18 protein-coding genes are annotated in these 20,232 nt (G+C 68.3%); 8 read left to right on the forward strand and 10 right to left on the reverse strand.

Features of this window, described 5'->3' with window-relative positions; translation table 11 throughout:
* Nucleotides 1–19: 19 nt before the first annotated feature.
* The 5 genes from tatC to ASF00_RS14795 are packed head-to-tail and all read right to left on the reverse strand — an operon-like array spanning nt 20 to nt 3,041.
* The gene (gene tatC, locus ASF00_RS14775) at nt 20–802 is read right to left on the reverse strand and encodes a twin-arginine translocase subunit TatC (protein ID WP_055880910.1); all 783 of its coding nucleotides are present in this window, start codon (nt 800–802) and stop codon (nt 20–22) included.
* Between the two features lie 58 nt (nt 803–860).
* Complete coding sequence (gene tatB / locus ASF00_RS18125) at nt 861–1,385, reverse strand: Sec-independent protein translocase protein TatB (RefSeq protein ID WP_082463481.1); 525 nt, start codon at nt 1,383–1,385, stop codon at nt 861–863.
* Between the two features lie 38 nt (nt 1,386–1,423).
* Nucleotides 1,424–1,669 (reverse strand): Sec-independent protein translocase subunit TatA, encoded by a 246-nt coding sequence (locus ASF00_RS14785; protein ID WP_055880913.1) that lies wholly within the window; start codon nt 1,667–1,669, stop codon nt 1,424–1,426.
* A 35-nt stretch (nt 1,670–1,704) separates the two neighbouring features.
* Complete coding sequence (gene scpB, locus ASF00_RS14790; RefSeq protein ID WP_055880916.1) at nt 1,705–2,307, reverse strand: SMC-Scp complex subunit ScpB; 603 nt, start codon at nt 2,305–2,307, stop codon at nt 1,705–1,707.
* Nucleotides 2,304–3,041: a segregation and condensation protein A gene (locus ASF00_RS14795; protein WP_055880919.1), complete on the reverse strand. Its 738-nt coding sequence runs from the start codon at nt 3,039–3,041 to the stop codon at nt 2,304–2,306. The genes scpB and ASF00_RS14795 overlap by 4 nt, the downstream gene beginning before the upstream one ends.
* Before the next feature lie 254 nt (nt 3,042–3,295).
* Between ASF00_RS14795 and ASF00_RS14800 the strand changes: the two genes are divergently transcribed.
* Nucleotides 3,296–5,215, forward strand: a complete 1,920-nt coding sequence (locus tag ASF00_RS14800; RefSeq protein ID WP_082463482.1) for a methyl-accepting chemotaxis protein — start codon at nt 3,296–3,298, stop codon at nt 5,213–5,215.
* A 9-nt stretch (nt 5,216–5,224) separates the two neighbouring features.
* On the opposite strand, the gene ASF00_RS14805 is transcribed toward ASF00_RS14800, so the two are convergent.
* From ASF00_RS14805 to ASF00_RS14815, 3 genes are all read right to left on the reverse strand, one after another.
* Nucleotides 5,225–6,235, reverse strand: coding sequence for a glycoside hydrolase family 3 N-terminal domain-containing protein (locus ASF00_RS14805; protein WP_055880922.1), 1,011 nt, complete (start codon nt 6,233–6,235; stop codon nt 5,225–5,227).
* A 108-nt stretch (nt 6,236–6,343) separates the two neighbouring features.
* On the reverse strand, nt 6,344–10,423 hold the full coding sequence (locus ASF00_RS14810; RefSeq protein WP_055880925.1) for a translocation/assembly module TamB domain-containing protein: 4,080 nt from the start codon (nt 10,421–10,423) through the stop codon (nt 6,344–6,346).
* 62 nt (nt 10,424–10,485) lie between these two features.
* A complete protein-coding gene (locus tag ASF00_RS14815) occupies nt 10,486–12,456 on the reverse strand; it encodes an autotransporter assembly complex protein TamA (RefSeq protein WP_055880928.1) in 1,971 nt (656 codons plus the stop codon).
* A 150-nt stretch (nt 12,457–12,606) separates the two neighbouring features.
* Here ASF00_RS14815 and ASF00_RS14820 point away from each other — a divergent pair, with 150 nt between their 5' ends.
* Nucleotides 12,607–12,804, forward strand: coding sequence for a hypothetical protein (locus tag ASF00_RS14820; protein WP_055880930.1), 198 nt, complete (start codon nt 12,607–12,609; stop codon nt 12,802–12,804).
* A gap of 224 nt (nt 12,805–13,028) precedes the next feature.
* On the opposite strand, the gene ASF00_RS14825 is transcribed toward ASF00_RS14820, so the two are convergent.
* Nucleotides 13,029–13,661 (reverse strand): S24 family peptidase, encoded by a 633-nt coding sequence (locus ASF00_RS14825; protein WP_055880933.1) that lies wholly within the window; start codon nt 13,659–13,661, stop codon nt 13,029–13,031.
* Nucleotides 13,662–13,751: 90 nt separating this feature from the next.
* Here ASF00_RS14825 and ASF00_RS18875 point away from each other — a divergent pair, with 90 nt between their 5' ends.
* From ASF00_RS18875 to ASF00_RS14840, 4 genes are all read left to right on the forward strand, one after another.
* The gene (locus ASF00_RS18875) at nt 13,752–13,928 is read left to right on the forward strand and encodes a hypothetical protein (RefSeq protein WP_200910554.1); all 177 of its coding nucleotides are present in this window, start codon (nt 13,752–13,754) and stop codon (nt 13,926–13,928) included.
* Nucleotides 13,929–13,930: 2 nt separating this feature from the next.
* Nucleotides 13,931–14,251, forward strand: a complete 321-nt coding sequence (locus ASF00_RS14830) for a hypothetical protein (RefSeq protein WP_055880935.1) — start codon at nt 13,931–13,933, stop codon at nt 14,249–14,251.
* A gap of 67 nt (nt 14,252–14,318) precedes the next feature.
* Nucleotides 14,319–15,503: an acyl-CoA dehydrogenase gene (locus tag ASF00_RS14835; RefSeq protein ID WP_055882315.1), complete on the forward strand. Its 1,185-nt coding sequence runs from the start codon at nt 14,319–14,321 to the stop codon at nt 15,501–15,503.
* 133 nt (nt 15,504–15,636) lie between these two features.
* Entirely contained in the window at nt 15,637–16,779 is a 1,143-nt protein-coding gene (locus ASF00_RS14840) for a CaiB/BaiF CoA transferase family protein (RefSeq protein ID WP_156348387.1), read from the forward strand.
* A gap of 80 nt (nt 16,780–16,859) precedes the next feature.
* Here the strand turns inward: ASF00_RS14840 and ASF00_RS14845 are convergent, their stop codons facing one another.
* Nucleotides 16,860–18,155 carry a sugar MFS transporter gene (locus ASF00_RS14845; RefSeq protein WP_055880941.1) on the reverse strand — a complete coding sequence of 432 codons (1,296 nt, stop codon included), beginning with the start codon at nt 18,153–18,155 and terminating at the stop codon, nt 16,860–16,862.
* Nucleotides 18,156–18,256: 101 nt separating this feature from the next.
* On the opposite strand from ASF00_RS14845, the gene ASF00_RS14850 reads away from it, so the two are divergent.
* Both ASF00_RS14850 and ASF00_RS14855 read left to right on the forward strand, forming a co-directional pair.
* On the forward strand, nt 18,257–18,802 hold the full coding sequence (locus tag ASF00_RS14850; RefSeq protein ID WP_055880943.1) for a (2Fe-2S)-binding protein: 546 nt from the start codon (nt 18,257–18,259) through the stop codon (nt 18,800–18,802).
* Between the two features lie 355 nt (nt 18,803–19,157).
* The gene (locus ASF00_RS14855; RefSeq protein ID WP_082463483.1) at nt 19,158–20,147 is read left to right on the forward strand and encodes an RcnB family protein; all 990 of its coding nucleotides are present in this window, start codon (nt 19,158–19,160) and stop codon (nt 20,145–20,147) included.
* The last annotated feature ends 85 nt before the right edge of the window (nt 20,148–20,232 follow it).

Consider the following 20,232-nt stretch of genomic DNA (forward strand, 5'->3'; position numbering starts at 1 on the left):
TTCGGTGCTCGACCGCAGATCAGCTTTCGACGATGTCGGTGGACTCGCCTTCGACCGCCTTGGCTTTGGCCCGGCTGCGTTCAGTAAACCAGATTCCGATCAGCGCGAGTTCGTACAGGATGACGAGTGGGATCGCGAGCAGCAGCTGCGACCCGATATCCGGCGGGGTCAGCACCGCAGCGATCGCGAACGCCGCGACGATCGCATAGCGCCGCGCGCCGATCAGCTGTTTGCGCGTCACGATCCCCGCGCGCTCGAGCAGCATCAGCAGCACGGGCAGCAGGAACGATATGCCGAAGCCGAACAGGAACTGCATCGTGAACGACAGGTAGTTCCCGATCGCGGGCAATGCCTCGCGGTGGATGCCGCCGACCATGCCGTCAAACCCGAGCAGGAAGTGCAGCGCCATCGGGATGGCGATGTAATAGGCCATTGCCGCGCCGGTCAGGAATAGCACCGGCGTCGCGAGGATAAATGGCAGGAGCGCGCGCTTCTCCTTCTTGTAGAGGCCGGGGGCGACGAACTGCCACAGCTGGTTCGCGATCACCGGGAACGACAGCATCATGGCGGCGAAGAACGCGACCTTGATCTGGACGAAGAAGGCCTCGAAAATCTCGGTATAGATGACCTTGTTCTGCCCCGCCGCGAGCAGTGGGTGAACGAGGAAGCCGAAGATATCCTCGGCGAAGTACATCGCGATTCCGAACGTCACGATCAGCGCGGCGATGCAATAGAGCAGCCGCCGCCGCAGCTCGATCAGATGGTCGAGCAACGGCGCCCGGCTTGCGTCGATCTCGCTCATGCTGTGCTTTCGGCGTTATTGGAGGCGATCACGGGGGTCACGCTTACGGCAGTCCCGCTCATGACGACGCGACGTCGGACTTGCCGGTCTTGTCATCGGGATGACCTATCGCCGGAACGACCGGAACAGCCGCCGGCGGCGCGATCGGGTCAACACCGGGGTCCTCAAAGGGCGGGTCCGCCGCGGCAGGCGATGCATGCGGCCGCGCGGCGGCGACAACCGGTTTCTCGACCATCACGGGCTCGTTCGTATGATCATCGACCGCGTCGATCGAGCGATAATCGCGACGATGCTCCTCGGTCTCCGGCGAATGCACGACCTGCGTAGTCTCCGCGCCCGGACCAGATTGCGGATGCTCGCGCATGATCCGTTCGTTTTCCGCCGCCCAGCGCTTTTCCATTTCCTCGAGTTCGGCCTCGCGAACCATCGAGTCGAAACCGGAACGAAACTGGCGCGCGACACCACGCGCCTTGCCGACCCAATAGCCGACCACGCGCATCGCCTTTGGCAGATCCTTCGGGCCAATCACGACCAGCGCGACGAAGGCCACGAGCAGAAACTCGGAGGGCGCGATATCGAACATTCAGCCGCGCCTATCTAAAGTCGTCAAGTCCGCCGGCTTCAGGCAGGACGGTCGTCGCGGACGCGATTGCCGTCGCGATCGAACGCCGGATCGGCCGACTTCTGCGCTTCGATCCGGGCCGAAGGCTTGGCGGGCGTGTCGTCGTCATTCTCGGACATGCCCTTCTTGAAATTTTTCACGCCCTTGGCGACGTCGCCCATCAGGTTCGAGAACCGGCCACCGCCGAGAAGGAGGATCGCGACGACCGCGAGGACGAGCAAGTGAATCGGGCTAAAACCGCCCATGGCAATTCTCCTGGAAACTGAACCCTATCTAAGCCTCATCTCGCCGCATTGCCAGCCACCTCGCCATCCCCCGCTCGATCTTCGCCGTCTTCGAGCCGATCAAAGGCGAGATCGACCGGATCGAGCAGCCCGGCAGCACGCAGATCGTCGATCCCCGGCAGGTCGCGGCGGCTCGTCAGCCCGAAATGGATGAGGAATTCGGGCGTCGTCGCGAACATCAGCGGCCGCCCCGGGACCTCGCGCCGCCCCGCCGGTTTCGCCCAGCCCGCCTCCATCAGCACGTCGAGCGTCCCCTTCGAGATCTGGACGCCTCGGATCGCCTCGATCTCCGCGCGCGTGACCGGCTCGTGATAGGCGATGATCGCGAGCGTTTCGATCCCCGCGCGGCTGAGCCGGCGCGGCTCCTCGCGGTCGCGGCGCAGCATGTGCGCCATCTCCGGGGCGGTCTGGAATTGCCATCGATCACCGCGCCGGACGACGACGATCCCGCGGCCCGCATAGTCGTCCGCCAGCCGGTTCAGCGCGGCGCGGACATCGCCTGCCCCGACATGCGCACGGATCATATCGACGGTGAGCGGCGCGTCGGCGGCGAACAGCACCGCCTCGACCGCGCGGGTGAGGGCATCGGGCGGCGTCACGATGCGCGGGACGATGCGCGGGCGCGCAGATAGAGCGGCGCGAACGGCTCAGCTTGGCGCAGTTCGATCCGCCCCTGTCGCGCGAGTTCGAGCGCGGCGACGAAGCTCGACGCGAGCGCAGAACGTCGCAATTTCTCGCCCGCCTCGGGCAGGAAACTCTCGATCGCGCTCCAGTCGATCCGTTCGCCGATCAGCGTCGAGACGCGGTCGAGCGCTGCCTCGAGCGTCATCACCTCGCGATCGGCGACGACGTGCATCACCGGCCGCGTCCGCGCCGAGATGCGGCCATAGGCAGCGATCAGATCGAAGATCTCGGCCTGCCACACCGCCTTGCGCACCGTCCGCAGTCCTTCGGGGGCGCCACGGGCGAACACGTCGCGCCCGCTGCGATCGCGCGCCATCAGCCGCGCGCCCGCCTCGCGCATCGCACTCAGCCGCTCGAGCCTGCGCTGCAGCCGCAACGCCAGCGCCTCGGGGTCGGGGTCGGCCAGCGGATCGCGGGGCAGCAGCAGCGCCGATTTCAGATAGGCGAGCCACGCCGCCATCACGAGATAGTCGGCGGCAAGCTCGAGCTTGAGCGCGCGCGCGGTCTCGACATAGCCCAGATATTGCTCGACCAGCGCCAGGATCGAGATCCGCCGCAGATCGACCTTCTGCGCGCGCGCCAGCGTCAGCAACAGGTCGAGCGGCCCCTCCCAACCGTCCAGGTCCAGCGTCAAGTGTGCGTCGTCCATCGCCCGACGGTACAGCATCGCACCCGATTGGGCAGCGGCGGATCTCTGCTCGATCGACACGCGGTCGACAGCGCGCGACGGCCGCGATCGGGCGCAGCGCGCAGCGGCAGAAGGCGCCTGGGCCCCCGACCGGCGCAATGCCGGCAGGATGCGACGTATGCCGACACAATATTGCTCTGCGATCCTCGGGCTAGTTCAACCTGTCCTATTATAGGAATGTCATTCCGCCCGAGCCTGGAAGAGGTCGCCGAACCATGTCACAGCCGAGTTCCAGAACGCGCGATGCGTCGTTGAACCGTGCCATCCGGATTGCGGGGGCGGTTTTGTTCGGACTCGTGCTGTTATGCGGCGCGACCGGCATCGCCGCCGCCTGGATGCAGACGGCGGCGTCGCACCGCCATACCGCGGCGACCGCGCTGTTCGCCAATCACGAAGCCGCGGCCATGATGCAGGATGCGATCCGCAGCGACGTGCTCGCCGCATTCCAGGTCGCAGCGCCGGGGGGCATGCTCGGACGCAACGAGATCCCAGACGACTTCCGCGCGCATCTCGTCGCGCTGCGCAAACGCATCCCGGCGGACGCCGCGTATACGGGCGACGCCTCGGTCGCCGCGGCCACCTCCAGGCTGTCGGCGCCGACGCGCGCCTATGTCCGGTCCGCCACGCAGCTTGTCGATCGCAGCGGCACCGATCCCGCCGCTGCGCGCGCGATGCTGCCCGGTTTCTTCGATCGGTTCCGCCGCCTCGACGTCGCGATGGACTCGGCGGGGGCGGCGATTGAGGCGAATGCACAGCGGTTCGCGCGCAGTGCGGAGCGGATCGGCACGATCGCGATGGTCGCTCTCGTCATCGCGCTGGCGGTCGGCAGTGCCGGGACCATCGTCTTCGTGACGATGGCGGCGCGGCACGTCGTGCAGCCGATCATCGGCCTTGCGGACACAATGCGCGCGCTCGGGGACGGCAATCTCGCGGCCGAGGTGACGGGGGCGGATCGCGGCGACGAACTCGGCGACATGGCCAGGGCCATTCTGGCGTTCCGCAACCAGCTGCAGGCGGCCGACGCCGAGAAACGGGCGCAGGCTACGCTGATCGTCGACAGCCTGGGCACGGGGCTCACCGCGTTGGCGGACGGCGACCTGACCGCGGAGATCGTCGCCGATCTCCACGCGCCGTTCACCGGGCTCAAGGATAACTTCAACAGCGCGATCGACAGCCTGCGCGGCGTCATCGGATCGGTTGCGCAGGCGACGACGACGATCAGCACAGGATCGAAGGAGATCGCTCAGGCGAGCGAGGATCTCGCGCGCCGCACCGAAGGCAATGCCGCCAGCCTGGAACAGACCGCCGCCGCGATCGCGCAGATGGACCAGCGGTTGCAGGCGACCGCGGTCGCCGCCGGGCAGACGGTCGAGCGCGCGGACGGCGCGATCGCCACGGTCGCCGGCGGTCGCGTGATCGCCGACGAGGCGGTCCAGGCGATGACCCGGGTGAGCGAGAGCGCGAAGGGAATCGACAGCGTGATCGAGGGGCTCGACAAGATCGCGTTCCAGACGCGCGTGCTGGCGATGAACGCTGCGGTCGAGGCGGGACGTGCGGGCGAGGCCGGACGCGGGTTCGCGGTGGTCGCCGATCTCGTGTCCGCGCTCGCGATGCGCGCCGAGGAAGAGGCCGGGCGCGCGCGCGACCAGCTGACCGCGACGCAGGCCGATATCGGCACCGCGGTGGAACGCGTGCAGCGTGTCGACGGCGCGTTGTCGGCAATCTCGGCGGACGTCCGCAGCGTGCACGCGCTGCTTGCGGAAATCGCCGACGACAACCGCGCGCAATCGACCGCCATCACCGAGGTCAGCGCCGCGGTCACCGCGATGGACCAGGCGACGCAGCAGAACGCGGCGATGGTCGAGCAGGCGTCGTCCGCCGCGCGCAACCTGACCTCGGAGGTCGCCGCGCTGTCGGACCAGGCCGCGAAGTTCCGCATCGGCGCTGCGCCCGGCCACGGCGCACCGTCAGCACAGCCGACGCAGTACGCCCACCGGTCCGCGGGCGGCTATGGCGGCGGGCGCAGCGCAGTTTGGGCGGAACCGCCGCGGCGCGAGGCCTGGTCACCGCCCGCGAAGGTTGCCGCGATGGCAGATGCGGCAACGTTCGACGACGACGGGTTCGAGTCCTTCTAACGCCGCTGGCTACGCCGCGCCCGACGCCTGCAACAAGGCGTCACGCGTGGCGATCAGCGCGGCAAGATCGCCGGTGCCGCCGCCGACCGACGCCATCGCCCGATCGAGCCGCGCGCGCGACACGGCGGACATCGGCGCGAGCCGATCGGCGATCTCGACCATCTCGTCCATCCGCGCCCAGCAATCGAGCACGACGTCGCACCCCGCGGCGATCGCGCCGGCCGCCTTGTCGCCCGCCGTTCCTGACAACGCCCTCATGTCGATATCGTCGGTCATCAACAGCCCGTCGAATCCGATCCGGTCGCGAATGATCCGATCGATCACGATCGGCGACAAGGTCGCGGGGCGATCGGCATCCCAGGCATCGAACACGATGTGCGACGTCATCCCCATCGGCGCCTGATTGAGCGTGCGGAAGGGTTCGAGGTCGACCGCGAGCTCGGCATCGGTCGCGGTCACGGTCGGCAGGTGATGATGCGTGTCGAGCTTCGCGCGACCATGGCCGGGCATGTGCTTGACGATCCCGACGACGCCGCCCTCGGCCAGCCCCTCGAGCATCGCACGGCCGAGCGCGGCAACGCGCATCGGGTCCGAACCGTAGGTCCGGCAGGACACCGCCTCGGTCGTATCGGGCTGCGACACGTCGAGCAGCGGCGCGCAGTCGACGGTGATGCCGACCTCGCTGAGCATCACCCCTAGCGCCTGCCCGTTCGCGCGCGCCGCCTGGATCGCGGTCATCGGCGCGCGCTCATACGCCGCGTCGAACACCGGCCCCGCCGGAAACGCCGGCCATTCGGGCGGCCCCATCCGCGCGACGCGGCCACCCTCCTGGTCGATCAGGATCGCCAGATCGTCACGCCCCGCCAGCGCGCGCAGCGAATCCGTGAGCGCGCGGACCTGCGCGCGGTCGACGATGTTGCGCTTGAACAGAATGTAGCCAGCGGGCTCGCACGCGGCGAAGAACGCGCGCTCGGCGGCGGTGAGGACGGGGCCGGACAGGCCGAAGATGACGGGCTTCATGACTGGGTCCTAAACCGAAAAAAATTCTCTTACCGTTCGCCCTGAGCGAAGTCGAAGGGCCTGCCCTCCGGAAGTGGCTTCGACTTTGCTCAGCCCGAACGGGGGTGCTCAATAATCCTTCGACACGCGCACGTTCGCGCTCTGCCGGCCGAGCGTGGAGATGCTCGACAACAGCGACAGCCAGCGCGTGACCTGGAACTCGACCTGCGTCGCCGAATAGCCCTGCCCGTCGGTGACGATCTCCGCATACAGCCGCCGCGTGACGTATTTGCCCGCCGCGATCGAGGTACCCTGCCCGGTCTGCGGATCGGCGGGCAGGATACGCAGGCGGTCGAGCCCGGCGGCGCGGCGCACCGCGTTGATCGGGTTCAGGCCATTGCCGCCCCCCTGCAACGCCGCCACCGCCGCGGCCAGCTGCAACGCCTCGGGCGCGGAAAGATTGGTGATCGAGGTGCCGAACAACAGCCGCGAGAGCAGCTCATCCTCGGGTAAAGCGGGCGTGCTGGTAAAACCGATCTCGGGTTTGAGCGCATAGCCCGTCACCCGGATCGACGCGCTGAGCCCGGTCGAATCGGCATTCGCCTCGATATCGAGCGCGGGATTGGCGGGCACCTGCCCGTCGAAGCGGATGACACCGCGCGCGAGCTCGAACTGGCGACCGGCAAACTCGTAATCGCCGCGAATCAGCGTGGCGCGGCCAGTGATCGCGGGATTGTCGGGCTGGCCGGCGATCTGGAGGTTGGCGGACCATTCGCTGGTCAGCCCCAGACCGCTGACCATCACCTGGTTCGGCGCACGCGCCTTGATCGCCAGCGCCCAGGGCTTGGTCGGCGTCACGACTTCCTCGCCGCCGTCGGGCAGGTTGATCTCACGGATGTTAAGCTGCGGCACCGCGCTGGCGGCGGTCGCCTGGCCGAGACGGTAGCGGCTCTTGTTCAGCACCACGTCGCCCGCGATCGTGCCGCCCGAGCCATTCGACCTGAACGTCAGCGGCCCCGAGACGGTCGCGCCGATATCGTCGCGATTGATCATCACCGCCTTGTCGGCCTGCAGCGTCAGGTCGAGCCCAATCCCCGCCGCGGCGGCGAATTCGAACTGGCCGCTGCCGGTGACCCGGCCCCCCTTGCCCGCATCCGCGCCGAACCGGTCGATCACGAGGCGCGATCCGCCGAACCGACCCGTCGCCTGCACGTTGGTGAGGACGGTGCCGGTGGTCGCGCTCTCGATCCGCGCGCCGTTCGCCTGGACGACGCCGCGCAGCGTCGGGTTGGCGAGCGTGCCGACGACGTCCGCACCGATCGCGACCGGACCCGACAGGTCGAACAATTCGACCCCGGTGAGCCGCCAGAGCGTGTCGGCAGGCCCGCTGTAGCGAAGCTGACCGAACAGGCGCGCGTTGGTGATGCGCGCGGCGAGGTCCCCCTGCCCCAACGGTGCCAGCTGCGCCTGCGCGCGGCCGATCGTCTTGCCGCCCGAGGCGATCACCGCGCGCACGCCGAGCTTGTCGGGCGAGAGCACCGCAGCGACACCGACGTCGATCGGACGCGACGACAGGACGAGACCGGCGCGGCTGAGCCCGCGGATCGTGAGATCGGCCTTGCCGGTCGGCGCGGCGCCGTTCGCGGTGGCGATGTTGACGCGGCCCGACGCCGAACCACTGAGCCCCAGCCCGGGATAGCCGATGTCGAGCAAAGCAAGCGGCATGCGCGTCAGGCTGGCGTCGACCGCCGTGCTATTGCCGGTGAAACGCCCGCCGACCTGCGCCTCGCCGCCGCCGAAGCTGAGTCTGGTCGGCGCGAGGTGCCAGCCGTCCTTGGCTTGGGTCAGGACCGCGGGAATGAGCAGTTTCAGCGGGCGACCGTCGAGCGTGCCTTGCGCGGAGACCGCGTAGCTGTTGGCGGTGACCTGCGTGACGCTCTGGATATCGAACGCCCGCCCGCGCGACCCCGCGATCGACGCGCGGACCGTGCCGACGCCGCCGCGCAGCGAGGCCGCGCCGGTGAATCGCGCAAGGCTGAGCGGGCCGCGGCGCAGCCCGAGGCCGGTCGCTTTCGCCTCGATCGACGTACCGGCGGGATCGAGCAAGGTGACGAAATCGAGCTTGCCCTGGCGCAGCGTAACGGTGTCGAGTGTCGCGGCCTTGGCAGCGAGATGTCCCTCGATGCGCTGGATCTGCCCGACCGGGCGGAACAGGAGTTCGCCCGAGATACCGCCGCCCGCGACCGCCAACTGTCCGTTGAAGCCGCCATCGACGACCGCGACAGCGCCGCTTGCGCGCGTCCCGGCGACGTTCAGCGCCGCGATCTGGATCGTCGCCCCCGCGCCCGGTGGCAGCAGGATCGCGCCGTTGCTGGTGAACGGCCCCAGCCGCGATCCGCCCGCCGCGGTGAACGCGAAGCCCTGCGGCGTCGGGTCGAGATGCGCGCGGACGTTCGACAGGCCGAGCGTGGCGTTGGGGCTGGCAAAAACGAGGTCGAGCGCCGGTTTCTCGATCTGACCGTCGAGGTTCAGCGTCACCGGGCCGTAGGTGGCTTGCCGCCCGCCGCCCTCGAAGTGGAACGTCCCGTCACGCCTGCGATAGCCGTTGCCGGTCAGCCGGATCTGCGGCGCGGTCAGCACCAGGTTGGTGAAGTGCAGCACGCCGTCGGTGGTGCGTTCGAGATTGGTGGTGATTCGCGGCAGGCCGCCCGCGAGGCTGCGGAAGAACGCGTTGTCGAGCCGCACCATCTGCGCGCTGCCCTGCCCGATCACGCGCGTGCCCTTGCGGTTCGGACCGGGCACTACGCGCAACGTCGATTTGACGTCGACGATGCCGAGGCCGGGGATCAGATACCGCCCGAGCCCGCCGTTGATACCAACCTCGAACTGGCCGCTGCGCAGATCGACTGCCAGATTGATGCTGCCGCTGAGCTTGTCGGACCGCAAACGGAGCGCGTCGCCGGTCAGTAGCGTCGGCGTCACGCGGAGCAGTCCGTCGACCGACAGGTTGCGTAGGATGCCCCCCGCCACGCTGCCGACCCCGGTCACGCGCGCGGCGGTGAAGCGGATCGGCACGGTGACCGGCGCGGCGGACAGGCGCCCTTTGCCTGCCGCGTGCGCGTTCTCGAACCCGGTCTGATCGAAGGCGAAACGGCCCGCATCGATCCGGTAGTCGAACGCCGCGGTCGCGAACGGCCCGTCGAGGATCGCACGCAGCTCGACCATGTTGCCGGTCATGGTGTCGAACAACGCCTGCGGCCTCAGCAGCCGCGCCTTTATCCGGACGTTGCGATACGCGTTCGTGCCGAGATCGACGATGCCGGTTGTGTCGATCGCGAGTGCAGGCGTGCGCAGCGAGAGGGTACCGTCCAGCCGGCGGTTGGCGAACCCGGCGCTGCCGTTGACGAGCACGCGCGGCGCGGTCAGCCGTTGCAGCCTGCCCTTGAGGAGCGACGACGGCGAGAGCGTGCCCGACAGCGTGTAACGCCCCGCAACCTGCGCGAGCGCGAGGTCGACGACTCGGGTCGTCCCGATCATGCCGTTCGCGCGGCCGCTCCATTTCGCCCAGCTGCCGTCGCCGGTGACCGCGAGCGCGACCGGGCCCTTCGCCCTGACCATCCGCGCGAGGACGCCGTTGGCCGCGCCCTTTGCGGCGACGTCGATGTCGAAGCGGTCGCGCGCGGGTTCGGCATCGATCCGCAGCTTCAGATCGTCGCTGCCGGCGACGCGGGCTTTCAGGTCGACCAGCGCGCGCCCCGAGCGGATGTCGGCGCGTCCGTCGAGCGTGCCGATCCGCTGCGTCCCCAGCACGCGCTTCGCCAGCGTCAGCCGCCCGACCGAGAGCTGGCCGATATGGATATCGAAATCGGGCAGGATCGGGCCACGGGTCTGCGACGGGCGAGTCCGCGGCGTATGCGTCAGGATCGCGCGATCGACGATCAGCCGCTGGATCTCGAGCCGGTTCGAAAACCAGTCGAACGGCGACCAGTCGAGTTCGACATTGGGCGCCTGGAAGACCAGCCCTTCCAGATCATACACGCGCAAATCGACCAACCGCGTATCGCCGTACAGCGATCCCTCGATCCGCCCGACCGTAAAGCGCAGCCCGTTGGCGGTCCTGATCGCCGCAATGCGGTCCGCGACGAAGCGGTGGCCGATTCCCGTGTCGACGATCAGCAATGCGGTCCCGACGATCACGAGCAGCGCCATGACCGCGCTGACGATCCACCGCCACCACGCGATGCGAGGCTTTGGGAGAGCGGCGTCTTCGCTCAAAACGCCTGCCCCAGCGATACGTACACCGCGATGCGGCTATCGCCCGGCTGCGGGTTGATCGGCGTGCCGACGTCGAGCCGGATCGGGCCGAAGTTCGAATAATAGCGCACGCCGATACCGGTGCCGTATTGCAGCCCGGTGAATTTGGGCAGTGGCGACGTATAGATGTTGCCCGCGTCGAGGAACGGCACGATCCCGAAACTGCCCAGGACGCGCACGCGCGCCTCGATCGAGAATTCGGTCAGGCTGCGCCCACCGATCGGGTCGTTGTTGGGATCGCGCGGCCCGATCGACTGATAGCCATAGCCGCGCACCGACGCGCCGCCGCCCGCGTAGAACCGCCGCGAGGGGGCGACCTCGTCGCGCGGTGCGCCGACGATCGTGCCGAGCCGGGTGCGCGCCGCGAGCACCACGCGGTCGCCGAACGGCTGGTACACGCTGCCGTCGAACTGCGTGCGCGCATAGCCGAACACCGAATTCTGCAACGAGACCTCGGGGCTGAGCCGCGCACCAAGGCGGAACCCCTTGGTCGGGTTCAGCAGATCGTCCGAGCCGTCGTAATTGAGCGTGGTCGGCAGCGCCCCGATGAAGAACGTTCGCCGCCGCGGCGCGCCCGTCGATACGATGACGTCGCGCTCGTCCGATGCGATCAGCTCGGCGCCCAATGACCAGGTCCAGGTCTTCTGGAAGAAGATGTTGGTCTGCCGTTCCAGGCTGCCCGCGAGCGAGAAGGTCTTCGCGTCATACGCATCGCGATTGGTATGCACCCCGGACGCCTGGAGCGTGAGAACCCGGTCGCGCGCGTGGAAATTGTTGCGCCGGAACACGATCGAGCCGAGCTGCTCCTGCGTCCCCAGCACGCCGCGCACCGTCAGCGCGCCCTCGGGCGGGAACAGGTTGCGATGCGTCCAGCTGAGTTCCGCGCGCGCGCCCTCGCCCGTGCCATAGCCGAGCTCGCCCGCGACGGTGCGCGGCGGCGCCGGATCGAGCTTGACCGCGACGTCGACGGTGTCGGGCGTGGCGCCCTGCACCGGCTTCAGATCGACCGCGGACACGAGGCTGGTCTGGATCAACGCGCGGCGCAGATCGTCGAGCTTGGCCGCGTCGTACATATCGCCGGGCGAGAATCGCGCGATCTCCGCGACATGATCCGCGCCGAACACGCGGTTGCCGGGCAACGCGCGGATCGCGCCGAATTTGCGCGCGCCGCCGGGCTGCACCGACAGATCGAGCGTCGCGGTGCGGGTGGCGTGATCGACGACGATCGCCGGATCGCCGACCTTGGCGAACGGAAACCCCTCGCGCCCGATCTGCGTCGTCAGCTTGGCCTGCCCCGCGACGATAGCGTCCGAATTGACCGGATCCGCGGGCTTCACGCCGAACGCGGCCGCCAGGTCCGGCGCCTTGTCGCCCGCCGCGGCGAGGCCGTCGATCGTCACCCCCTTGAAGGTGTAGAGCGTGCCCGGCGCCGCCGACAGCACGACCATCGGCTTCGCGCCGGGCTCGACCCGCGTGACGACGGCGGCATCGTAATAGCCCGCGGCGCGCAGCAGGCTGTTGAGCAGGTCGGCGTCCTCGTGCGCGCGGCGATCGAGTTGCGCAGCGTTGGCGGGCTGGTGATCGTTCGCGTCCAGCGTCGACAGCGCGGCGAACCGCTGCCGCAGCAGCGTGTCGTTGATCCCGTCGATGCCGTCGATCCGCCAGGCATAGCGGCTCTCCGTATTGGCATCGACCGTCGCGATCGTCGTCGCCGGGTCGATCGGTGCGCTCGCAAGATCGGGCCAGGCGACACCGATATCGGGCAGCGCGGCGAGCGGCGAATTGGGATCCAGCGACATCGGCGTATCGGCCGGTGTGGTCTGCGCAGGCGCAGGCGCGGTCTGCGCCCCCGCCCCGGACGCGGCCACGGCGGTCGTCAGAACGAAAAAGGCGGCGGCCGGCCCGGCTCGCGCGACGCGGAACACCATATCCGGCTCCTAGCCGGGCTTGTCGTGGCGGAACAGTATGTAACGCCGTATTTCCGCCACGTTTCGTCGGCGCGGCCGAACGCGCGCGGCGTAGACGTGGGCATGTCGCTGTGACTGGCATCCCAAGGTCGCGCGTGGCAGGACAGGCCGATGGCCGATCCGACTTCCCGCGAACCCCTTCCCCCCCACAAGGACCCCAGTGCCGCGGGCGGATTCCTCGTTGCGCTCGGCATGCTCGGCGGCGCGGGAGTCGGTTTCGCGATCGGGCAGGCGACGCCGGGGTTTCTGATCGGGACCGGGGTCGGCGTCGCGGCAGCGGTGCTCGTGTGGTTGCGCGACCGGCGGTAGACGCCCCGGCCCTCACCCCATCCGTTCGTCCTACGTAGTCGCTGCAGCCAGCGTATCGAGACGGCGAAACTTCTGCTCCTCCCCCGCCAGGGGGAGGTGTCACCGCAGGTGACGGAGGGGGAGGACACGGAACACGGGTTAGCGCCTACCTCCCCCTCCGTCAGGCTGCGCCTGCCACCTCCCCCTTGCGGGGAAGGATCGCTTGGATCCTCTACGTTCGCCCGTCACCGCGGCTTGCGCATCTGCCAGACGACTCGGCCGATCACGACGATAGCCCCTTCGGGGACCGGACCCGCCGCCGCATTGTCGCTCGTCGCCACCAGCGTTCCACCCGCCAGCGCAACGCGCTTCACCATCACCGCGTCGTCGATCCGGATCACGTAGAGCCCACCCTTCGCGCGCGGCGTTCGATCGGCGGTGTCGACGACGATGTGATCGCCGTCGAACAGCCCCGGCTCCATCGAACTGCCCCGCACGCGGATGATCGCCGCCTGTCCGTCGCGTAAGCCGAGTTGCCGCGCCAGCGCCGGGTCGAGCGTATCCGTGCCCAGCACGATCTCGCCATCGACCTGCGCGCCCGGCCCCGCCGACGCCGCGATATCGAGCCGGCGGATCCGGAAGCCCCTCACGCGGTCGGGTGGCCCGCCGAGCACCGCCTCGTTCACGCCGAGATACGCCGCCAGGAGCCGCCGATCGCGTTCGCCCAAGATCCTGGGCGATCCCCGCCGGACATATTGCTGGAGATAGGCGGCGTTGCGCCCGAGCATCGCCGACAGCGCCGCGAGACTGTCGCCCCGCGTCGCCGCGAGCGTCGCCAGCGCGTGCCTCGGGTCGGGATCGGATGCAGATTTCGACACCCCCCGACCCTAGCGCAGGAAATTTCCTAGACAAGTAGGATTTGCAGGAACAGATCAGGAACGAGACGCACAGACTCGGGAGGAACGACGGTGACGATTCTCATGAAGATCGATCGATATCTGCGACAGACGGGCATGCCGATGACCAAGTTCGGGCGGCTGTCGGTCGGCGATCCGCGGCTTGTCCACGACCTGCGTCGCGGCCGTCAGGCGCGCGAACCGATGGTGGCGCGGATCGAGTCGTTCATGGCGGGCAACGCGTCGTGAGGATGGACGCGCTCCGCGGCCCCGACGCCGGCACGCTGCTGATCCGCGGCCTGCGCAGCCATGCCGGCGCGGCCGGCGTGACGATGCACATCGCCACGATCGCGTGCACGCCATGGGCAAGCGCGACGTTCGTCGGCACGCAACACCGGCTGACCATCGTCGCCGATCCCGTACCCGGTCTTCGAGACTGGATCGATTCGCTGCCCGATGCCGAGTTCGCGCTACGCGGGCATATCGTCGCGGATCTTGCGGTCGACCGCGTCGAGTCGATCGACGGCCGGCAGCATGTGACCCTATCCGTGCTGACGCTGATCGATGCGTAAACCGGCCATGGGGGGTGGACTTTCGACCGACGAACCACGAAGTCGGCGGTCAACGAAGGAGATGACGATGGCCGGGATGGGCAAGTTCGACTGGGCAGATCCGTTCCTGCTCGACGATCAGTTGAGCGAGGACGAGCGGATGATCCGCGACAGCGCGAAGGCCTATGCCGACGACAAGCTGGCGCCACGGATCGTCGACGCGTTCCAGCATGAGCATACCGATCCCGCGATTTTCCGCGAGATGGGCGCGCTCGGGTTGCTCGGGCCGACCATCCCGGAAGAATATGGCGGCGTCGGCGCGTCGTACGTGGCCTATGGTCTGGTCGCGCGCGAGGTTGAGCGGATCGACTCGGGCTATCGCTCGATGATGTCGGTGCAGTCGAGCCTCGTGATGTACCCGATCAACGCGTTCGGCTCCGAAGAACAGAAGAAGAAATACCTGCCCAAGCTCGCGACCGGCGAGTGGATCGGCTGTTTCGGCCTGACCGAGCCCGACGCGGGCTCCGATCCCGGTGGCATGACGACGCGCGCGAAGAAGACGGCCAACGGCTATGTCATCTCGGGCGCCAAGACGTGGATCTCGAACTCGCCGATCGCGGATGTGTTCGTGATCTGGGCGAAGTCCGACGAGCATGGCGGCGGCATCCGCGGCTTCATTCTCGAACGCGGCATGAAGGGGCTGGAGACGCCCAAGATCGAGGGCAAGCTGTCGCTCCGCGCGTCGATCACCGGGATGGTGATGATGGACGAGGTCGAGGTCGGCGAAGACGCGCTGCTGCCCGACGTGCAGGGGCTGAAGGGGCCGTTCGGCTGCCTCAACCGCGCGCGCTACGGGATTTCGTGGGGCGCGCTCGGGGCGGCCGAATTCTGTTTCCACGCCGCGCGCCAATATGGCCTGGACCGCAACCAGTTCGGCACGCCGCTCGCCGGACGCCAGCTCTTCCAGAAGAAGCTGGCGGACATGGAGACCGAGATCGCGCTCGGGTTGCAGGCAAGCTTGCGAGTCGGGCGGCTGATGGACGAGGGCCGGTTCGCGCCCGAGATGGTCTCGATCGTGAAACGCAACAACGTCGGCAAGGCGCTCGATATCGCGCGGATGAGCCGCGACATGCACGGCGGCAACGGCATTTCGGGAGAATATCAGGTGATGCGCCACCTGATGAACCTCGAAACGGTCAACACCTATGAGGGCGCGCACGACGTCCACGCGCTGATCCTCGGCCGCGCGATCACGGGTATCGCGGCGTTTTGAGTTCAGTCCCAACGTCATGCCACCCCGGCGAAGGCCGGGGCCCAATTGGGGGACGCACCTTGGCTGATGGTGCGCCCAGTTACTCCGGCCTTTCCAATTGGGCCCCGGCGTTCGCCGGGGTGGTGATTTGAACGTGGAACGGAAGCCCCCCCCCCTCGCCGGGCTGAAAGTCGTAGAGCTCGCCCGCATCCTAGCCGGCCCCTGGGCAGGCCAAGTGCTCGCCGATCTCGGCGCCGACGTCGTCAAGATCGAGAGCCCCTCCGGCGACGACACGCGCAGCTGGGGCCCGCCGTTCATCGACAACCCCGACGGCTCGCGCGATGCCGCCTATTTCCATGCCGCCAATCGCGGGAAGCGCTCGGTCGTCGCCGACTTCACCACCCCCGAAGGCCAGGCCGAAGTCCTGGCGCTGATCGCCGACGCCGACGTCGTCATCGAGAATTTCAAGGTTGGCGGGCTCGCCAAATACGGGCTCGACTATGCCAGCCTCGCCGCGATCAATCCCCGGCTCGTCTATTGCTCGATCACCGGCTTCGGCCAGGACGGCCCCTATGCCCCCCGCGCCGGCTACGACTTCATCGTCCAGGGCATGAGCGGCATCATGGACCTGACCGGCGAGCCCGACGGCGCGCCGCAAAAGATCGGCGTCGCCTTCGCCGACATCATGACCGGGCTGTATTCCGTGATCGCGATCCAGGCCGCACTCGCGATGCGCGAGCGGACCGGCGAGGGTCAGCAGATCGACATGGCGCTGCTCGACACGATGACCGGGGTGCTCGCCAACCAGGCGATGAACTGGTTCGCCAGCGGCGTCTCGCCGACGCGCGTCGGCAACGCGCACATGAACGTGTGCCCCTACGCGGTCTTCCCGACCAGCGACGGTTGGTTCATCCTCGCGGTCGGCAATGACGGCCAGTTCCGCCGCTTCTGCGATGCGATGGGCTTGCCGGAGATGCGTGACGATCCGCGCTTTGCGACCAACGCCGGGCGGCTCGCCTTCAAGGACCTATTGTTCGCGGGGATAGAGGCGGCGACCGCGCAGGTCCCGAAGCTCGCGCTGCTCGCGCGGCTGGAGGCGGTCGGCGTGCCCGCCGGGCCGATCAACACTGTCGCGCAGGCGTTCGACGATCCGCAGGTGATCGCGCGCGGGATGCGAATCAATGCCGAGCGACCGGACGGTTCGACCATCCCCGGCCTCCGCACGCCGATCCGCTTCTCCGGCGCCGACCTCGCGATCGGCCGCGCCGCACCGCCCCTTCCGCGTCCGTCATTCTGACGAAAGTCAGGACCCAGAGCCACATACGCTAGCGGTCGTGGCTCTGGGTCTTGGGTCGAGCCCAGGATGCCGTGGAGGGTTCAGGCGACCGCTTCAGCCACCGGCTTCCGCGCGTACAGCCCATAGGCCAGAATCAGCGCGTAGCAGATCGCCGGGAGCAGCAGCGCGAAGTGCAGGCTGCCCGACGTATCCGCGAGCATCCCCGTCAGATACGGGATGATCGCGCCACCGACGATCGCCGTGGCGATCACGCCCGACCCTTCGGCCGCGCGCTTGCCAAGACCTTCGGACGCCAGCGAGAAGATCGTCGGGAACATCACCGCGTTCATCAGACCGATCGCCAGCAATGCCCAGCCCGAGATCGCGCCCTCGGTGTTCGCCGAGATCAGGATCAGCGCCAGCGTCCCCGTCGCGACGCCGGCGAGCACCTTGCCCGGCGAAACCTTGTTCAGCACGTACGCGCCGATGAACCGCCCGACGAGCGCGCCCCCCCAGTAGAACGGCACGTGCTTGCCCGCCGCCACGTCGCTCAGCCCCATCACGCTCGGCTGCATCAGATAGTTCACGATCAGCGATCCGACCGCGACTTCGGCGCCGACGTACAGGAAGATGCACGCCGCCCCCATCGCGAAGCGCGGGCGCTTCAGCAGCGTGAACGCATGGAAGATGCTGCCGGTCTGGTCCTGCTCCTCGTTGAGCCGGTTGCGCCTGGTCCACACGACCGCCGCGACGATGAGCAGCGCGATCGCGAGGCCGATATAGGTGTGCACCACGGTGCTCGACGATTCGCTGCGATACGCGTCGAGTGCCGCACCGGTGAGCTTGGACGAGTCGACCGTCGCCAGCCCACCGAGGATCAGCGCCGAGCCGACATACGGGAAAATCGTCGTGCCGAGCGAGTTGAACGCCTGCGCGAACGTCAGCCGGCTCGATGCCGACTTGGGATGGCCGAGCGCGGAGATCAGCGGGTTCGCCACGACCTGCACCACGGTGATCCCGGCGCCGAGCACGAACAGCGCGAACAGGAACATGCCGAAGCTCGCCTGCCCCGCCGCCGGAATGAACAACAGGCAGCCCGCGGTCATCGTCACGAGGCCGATCGACGCGGTCCGCATATAGCCGGCCTTGCGCACGATCGCCGCGGCGGGGATCGAGAACAGCGCATAGGCGAGGAAGAACGCCGACTGGACCAGCATCGCGGTCGCATGGTCGAGCGTGAACAGCTCCTTCATCTTCGGGATGATGATGTCGTTCAGCGAGGTGATGCCGCCGAAGATGAAGAACAGCGCGAACACGAACACGCGCAGATCGGGCGCGTCATAGCCGTGGCTGGCATCGCCTCCGGCTGCTGCTGTGGATTTGGTATCGACGTGCATCTGTGTTGCGCCCTCTCGTTATTGCGCGCGACATAAGCCGGGGTGGCGACGCGTGGCAATGCCGCGTGGTGCGATCCGTCGCGGCGGGCTAGGACGGCGGCATGAGCCGCTTCACCGTCAACACCGCGCCGATCGAATACAAGCTCGACAACGACACGCCGTTGCTGTGGGCGCTGCGCGATGCGTCGAACCTGACCGGCACCAAATATGGCTGCGGGACGGGGCAATGCGGCGCGTGCACGGTCGATATCGACGGGCGCGCGATGCGCAGTTGCCGCGTCCCGATCGGATCGATCGAGGGCGCCTACGTCACGACGATCGAGGGACTGTCGCGCGAGCGCAATCATCCCGTGCAACTCGCCTTCATCGCGGAGGCGGTGCCGCAATGCGGGTTCTGCATTCCCGGGATGATCATGGCGGCGGCAGCCCTGCTGAAGCGCAATGCGGATCCGAGCGAGGCGGTGATCCGCGCGCAGATCACCAACCTGTGCCGGTGCGGTGTCTACCCGCGCGTCGTCGAGGCGATCCAGCGCGCCGGGCGGGCGATCCGCGGGGAGGAAGTCATCCCCGCGGGACCGCGGCCCGGAATCGATCCCGCGGACTCCGCACGGCTGGTGCCGGCGCTGGTCCCGCCGCCGGCGCGGTAGCGCGCGCTCAGAACAAGGAGGAGCGAGACGTGCGGCCCGCGATTTCGGCACGGCCGATCAATGGTAGTGCACGGGCTGGCATCAGGATATCGGCCACAGTTGGTCGAGCACCACCCCGGCGAAGGCCGGGGCCCAATTGGAACGTCCGCAGTAGTGCGTCGCGCGCTTCGTTGCCTATCATCCCCAATTGGACCCCGGCCTTGGCCGGGGTGGATATTTTTGAACGGGTGCCAAGTATCCCAACGCAACCTGTCTAATCGCTGACGACCCCATTCAGCGTCGCCTCACGTCGCGCGGTCTAGAGCTGATCCATCATAGGAGCCGGCTCGTGCGCCGGCAGTCGAGGATCACGGCGATGACGGGCAAGTTACTTAAACTCTTGATGGCGGCGTCGGCCCTGGTGCCGGCGACCATGATGGCGACCGCCGCCACCGCGCAGCAGATCGACCAGGACCGCGGCGACCGCGGCGACCGGGGCGACCGGGGCCGCAACGACGGTCCACGCCAGGATCGTGGCCAGCGCCCCGATCGCGGACCACGTCCCGACGCCCAGGCGTTCCAGCAGCGTCCCGATCGCCCCGCCGCGCCCGACCAGGGCCCACGCCCGCAACGCGCCGACCTCGGCGTCCAGGCCCAGATCCGCGGCGACGGCCCCGATGGCCGCGGCCGGCCCGAGTGGAACGGCCAGCGCGGTACTGGTCAGGGGTGGAACCGGCAGGATCGCCCCGGCCTGCAAGCCGGCCAGGATCGCGGCGACTGGAACCGCGGCCCGGGTCAGCCCGGGCTCGATCGCGGCAATCAGCAGGCGGACCGCGGCCAGTTCGACCGCAATGGACGCGGCGACTGGCGTAATAACGGGCGTAATGATGGTCGGGGCGACAACCGGGGCGACTGGCGCAACGGCGGTCGTGACGGCTACCAAAACCGCCAGCCCAACCGCGCTTACGGCGCCGTCCAGGGCTATGGCCGCGGTGGCTATGACCGGGGTTACAGCCAGGGCCGCTATAACCCGGGCCGCTACAACCAGGGTGGCGCGTGGAACCGCGGCTGGCGTAATGACAATCGCTATGCGTGGAGCAACTACCGCGCCTCGAACCGCGGTGCTTATCGCCTCCCGCGCTACTATGCGCCGAGCGGCTGGGGCTCGGGCTATCGACGCTTCGGGGTCGGCTTTTCGCTGAACAGCATCCTCTACAACCAGAATTACTGGATCCAGGACCCGTACACCTATCGCCTGCCAGAGGCGTACGGCCCGTATCGCTGGGTGCGCTATTACAACGACGCGTTGCTCGTCGATCTCGACAGCGGCCGCGTGGTCGACACGGTGTACGACATCTTCTGGTAGGCGCCGCCTGCCCGTCACGCAGTAACAGGGGAGAGCCCCGCGGCGATACACTCGCCGCGGGGCTCTTGCGTTTCCAGACGAGTTC

This window comes from Sphingomonas sp. Leaf34 (assembly GCF_001421805.1).
Taxonomy (GTDB): domain Bacteria; phylum Pseudomonadota; class Alphaproteobacteria; order Sphingomonadales; family Sphingomonadaceae; genus Sphingomonas.

Excerpts from the sequence above, each read along its gene's own strand:
- tatC (WP_055880910.1), bottom strand. The coding sequence starts at position 802 with ATGAGCGAGATCGACGCAAGCCGGGCGCCGTTGCTCGACCATCTGATC.
- tatB (WP_082463481.1), bottom strand. The coding sequence starts at position 1,385 with ATGTTCGATATCGCGCCCTCCGAGTTTCTGCTCGTGGCCTTCGTCGCG.
- ASF00_RS14785 (WP_055880913.1), bottom strand. The coding sequence starts at position 1,669 with ATGGGCGGTTTTAGCCCGATTCACTTGCTCGTCCTCGCGGTCGTCGCG.
- ASF00_RS14795 (WP_055880919.1), bottom strand. The coding sequence starts at position 3,041 with ATGGACGACGCACACTTGACGCTGGACCTGGACGGTTGGGAGGGGCCG.
- ASF00_RS14800 (WP_082463482.1), top strand. The coding sequence starts at position 3,296 with ATGTCACAGCCGAGTTCCAGAACGCGCGATGCGTCGTTGAACCGTGCC.
- ASF00_RS14805 (WP_055880922.1), bottom strand. The coding sequence starts at position 6,235 with ATGAAGCCCGTCATCTTCGGCCTGTCCGGCCCCGTCCTCACCGCCGCC.
- ASF00_RS14810 (WP_055880925.1), bottom strand. The coding sequence starts at position 10,423 with ATGGCGCTGCTCGTGATCGTCGGGACCGCATTGCTGATCGTCGACACG.
- ASF00_RS14815 (WP_055880928.1), bottom strand. The coding sequence starts at position 12,456 with ATGGTGTTCCGCGTCGCGCGAGCCGGGCCGGCCGCCGCCTTTTTCGTT.
- ASF00_RS14820 (WP_055880930.1), top strand. The coding sequence starts at position 12,607 with ATGGCCGATCCGACTTCCCGCGAACCCCTTCCCCCCCACAAGGACCCC.
- ASF00_RS14830 (WP_055880935.1), top strand. The coding sequence starts at position 13,931 with ATGGACGCGCTCCGCGGCCCCGACGCCGGCACGCTGCTGATCCGCGGC.
- ASF00_RS14835 (WP_055882315.1), top strand. The coding sequence starts at position 14,319 with ATGGCCGGGATGGGCAAGTTCGACTGGGCAGATCCGTTCCTGCTCGAC.
- ASF00_RS14845 (WP_055880941.1), bottom strand. The coding sequence starts at position 18,155 with ATGCACGTCGATACCAAATCCACAGCAGCAGCCGGAGGCGATGCCAGC.
- ASF00_RS14850 (WP_055880943.1), top strand. The coding sequence starts at position 18,257 with ATGAGCCGCTTCACCGTCAACACCGCGCCGATCGAATACAAGCTCGAC.
- ASF00_RS14855 (WP_082463483.1), top strand. The coding sequence starts at position 19,158 with ATGACGGGCAAGTTACTTAAACTCTTGATGGCGGCGTCGGCCCTGGTG.